Below are 3,498 nucleotides of genomic sequence, written 5' to 3'. Positions count from 1 at the left end.
TTTGATTTTGTGGATTTGGTTGCGGGAGCAGGATTTGAACCTGCGACCTTCAGGTTATGAGCCTGACGAGCTACCGGGCTGCTCCATCCCGCGACACTTTGGGTTGGTCTGTTGCCTATTTGGCTGATTGAGACCTGGTCGTGTTTTTTGATCGTTTTAGAGAGGGGGGATTTTTCTAGGTTTGGCGGTGACCTACTCTCCCGGGGCTTGAGCCCAAGTACCATTGGCGCTGCAGTGCTTAACTTCCGGGTTCGGGATGGGACCGGGTGTTTCACTTGCGCTATGACCACCAAACCGAGGAAAATCCCCGTCGCTCTTTTTGCTTTGCAAAAAGGCGAAGCGCGGGAGGCGGCGTATTCGCTTGCGAATGCGCGTTCCCGCACGGTTGTGTCACCCCTTGCGGGGTTTCACATCAATCAACGTTGTCCAACTCAAGGTCAGTGTATGCTTTTGGTGATTTGTCTTTCTGTTACTGGATCAAATCAAGCCTATCGGGCGATTAGTACCGGTCAACTGAACGCATTGCTGCGCTTACATCTCCGGCCTATTGACGTGGTGGTCTTCCACGGCCCTCAGGGAGACCTTGTTTTGAGGGGGGCTTCCCGCTTAGATGCCTTCAGCGGTTATCCTGTCCGATCATAGCTACCCTGCACTGCCGTTGGCACGACAACAGGTCCACCAGTGGATCGTTCACCCCGGTCCTCTCGTACTAGGGGCAACTCCTCTCAAGTCTCCTACACCCACGGCAGATAGGGACCGAACTGTCTCACGACGTTCTAAACCCAGCTCACGTACCTCTTTAAACGGCGAACAGCCGTACCCTTGGGACCTGCTCCAGCCCCAGGATGAGATGAGCCGACATCGAGGTGCCAAACACTGCCGTCGATATGGACTCTTGGGCAGTATCAGCCTGTTATCCCCGGCGTACCTTTTATCCGTTGAGCGATGGCCCTTCCACTCGGGACCACCGGATCACTATGGCCGTCTTTCGACTCTGCTCGACTTGTCAGTCTCGCAGTCAGGCTGGCTTCTGCCATTGCACTCAACGAGCGATTTCCGACCGCTCTGAGCCAACCTTCGCGCGCCTCCGTTACGCTTTAGGAGGCGACCGCCCCAGTCAAACTACCCGCCACGCAGGGTCCCGGATCCGGATAACGGACCGCGGTTAGACATCAAGAATGCAAAGGGTGGTATCTCAAGGGAGGCTCCACAGGAACTGGCGTCCCTGCTTCGAAGCCTACCACCTATCCTGCACATTGCAGTCCTGATGCCAGTGCGAAGCTGTAGTAAAGGTGCACGGGGTCTTTCCGTCTAACCGCGGGAAGCCTGCATCTTGACAGGCAATTCAATTTCGCTGAGTCGATGTTGGAGACAGCGGGGAAGTCGTTACGCCATTCGTGCAGGTCGGAACTTACCCGACAAGGAATTTCGCTACCTTAGGACCGTTATAGTTACGGCCGCCGTTTACCTGGGCTTCAATTCAAGGCTCTCACCTCTCCTTTTAACCTTCAGGCACCGGGCAGGCGTCAGACCCTATACGTCGTCTTGCGACTTCGCAGAGCCCTGTGTTTTTAATAAACAGTCGCCACCCCCTGGTTTGTGCCCCCAGCCCCTAGTTGCCTAGGAACCGGGCCTCCTTCTCGCGAACTTACGGAGGTATTTTGCCGAGTTCCTTCAACATCGTTCTCTCAAGCGCCTTGGTATGCTCTACCAGTCCACCTGTGTCGGTTTAGGGTACGGTCTGATGGAGGGCTATTTCCAGGAACCACTCAGCAGCCCAATCAATCCGATAAGATTGAACTACACCTGTGATCCGTCACATCCTCCTGGCCTAGGAATATTAACCTAGTTCCCATCGCCTACGCCTTTCGGCCTCGGCTTAGGGGCCGGCTTACCCTGCTCAGATTAGCTTTAAGCAGGAACCCTTGGACTTTCGGCGAGAGTGTCTCTCACACTCTTTGTCGCTACTCATGTCATCATTCTCACTAGTGATCTCTCCACCGGATCCCTCACAGGCCGGCTTCATCGAAAGATCCTCGCCTCCAATATCCCCGAAGGGATCAAGGAGGCATGGATCTATGTCACACTACGCTCTGCTACCATGCCTTACGGCATCCTAAGCTTCGGCTCATGGCTTGAGCCCCGTTACATCTTCGCCGCAGGACAACTTGTTTAGACCAGTGAGCTGTTACGCTATCTTTAAAGGATGGCTGCTTCTAAGCCAACCTCCTGGTTGTTTTGGTCGTCCCACCTGCTTTCCCACTTAGCCATGAATTGGGGGCCTTAGCTGTAGGTCAGGGTTGTTTCCCTCTCCACTACGGACGTTAGCATCCGCAGTGTGTCTGCCATCTAGTACTCCCGGGTATTCGGAGTTTGGTTAGGATCAGTAAGCCTGTGGGGCCCCATTACCCATCCAGTGCTCTACCCCCCGGGGTATTCGGATGACGCTCTACCTAAATAGATTTCGCAGAGAACCAGCTATCTCCGAGTTTGATTGGCCTTTCACCCCTAGGCACAGCTCATCCCGATCCTTTTCAACGGATGTGGGTTCGGTCCTCCAGTGCGTGTTACCGCACCTTCAACCTGGCCATGCCTAGATCACTCGGTTTCGGGTCTGATCCCACGAACTCATACGCCCTATTAAGACTCGCTTTCGCTACGCCTACACCTAACGGCTTAAGCTTGCTCGTGAGACCAAGTCGATGACCCATTATACAAAAGGTACGCCGTCAGCTCTCTAGGAGCCTCCGACTGATTGTAGGCGTTCGGTTTCAGGTACTGTTTCACTCCCCTCGTCGGGGTGCTTTTCACCTTTCCCTCACGGTACTGGTTCGCTATCGGTCAGCAAGGAGTACTTAGCCTTCGAAGGTGGTCCTCCGATCTTCAGACAGAATTTCACGTGTTCCGCCCTACTTAATACGTCCGTCAAAGCTTCGAATACGGGGCTGTCACCCGCTATGGCCATGCTTCCCAACATGTTCTTCTCACTTATCCGGCTCGGCTGGTCCCCGTTCGCTCGCCGCTACTAGGGGAGTATCAATTGATTTCCTTTCCTCCGGGTACTTAGATGTTTCAGTTCCCCGGGTTTGCCCTTAAAACCCTATGTATTCAGGTCTTAAGTACCTGGTCATGCTCATTATTGATCAGCTGTGCTAACAATAACAAACATTCAGGTGGGTTGCCCCATTCAGAGATCCATGGATCAAAGCTTATTCTCAGCTCCCCATGGCTTATCGCAGAGTATCACGTCTTTCATCGCCTCTTGCTGCCAAGGCATTCACCAAACGCCCTTCTCGCGCTTGATTTGATCCAGAAAGAGAAAGACACGATAGTTTGTGCTACCGCCTATTCGGCTACTTGAGCACGGTGTCTGCTGCGAACTTCGTTCTTCGCAGACGGCGTATCATTCACGGCAGGCCCAGCTGGTAACTAAAGGCCGCCTCTGTTTCTGAACCAAAAGCATACTTTCCCGCCTTCCATCCTGGAACCCATGCTGCC

General features: G+C 53.7%; 1 tRNA gene and 2 rRNA genes. All 3 read right to left on the bottom strand.

The features are described from left to right. Positions 1-16: 16 nt before the first annotated feature. Positions 17-93: transfer RNA gene (locus tag ACR0CU_RS18385), tRNA-Met, on the bottom strand. An 86-nt stretch (positions 94-179) separates the two neighbouring features. Then, positions 180-294: ribosomal RNA gene (rrf, locus tag ACR0CU_RS18380) — 5S ribosomal RNA — on the bottom strand. A gap of 184 nt (positions 295-478) precedes the next feature. Beyond that, a 23S ribosomal RNA gene (locus ACR0CU_RS18375) occupies positions 479-3,305 on the bottom strand. Positions 3,306-3,498: the final 193 nt, after the last annotated feature.

This window comes from Ruegeria sp. BC2 (assembly GCF_056539245.1).
Note: the sequence above shows the minus strand (reverse complement) of the source record. Positions and strands in the feature narration are given on the sequence as shown.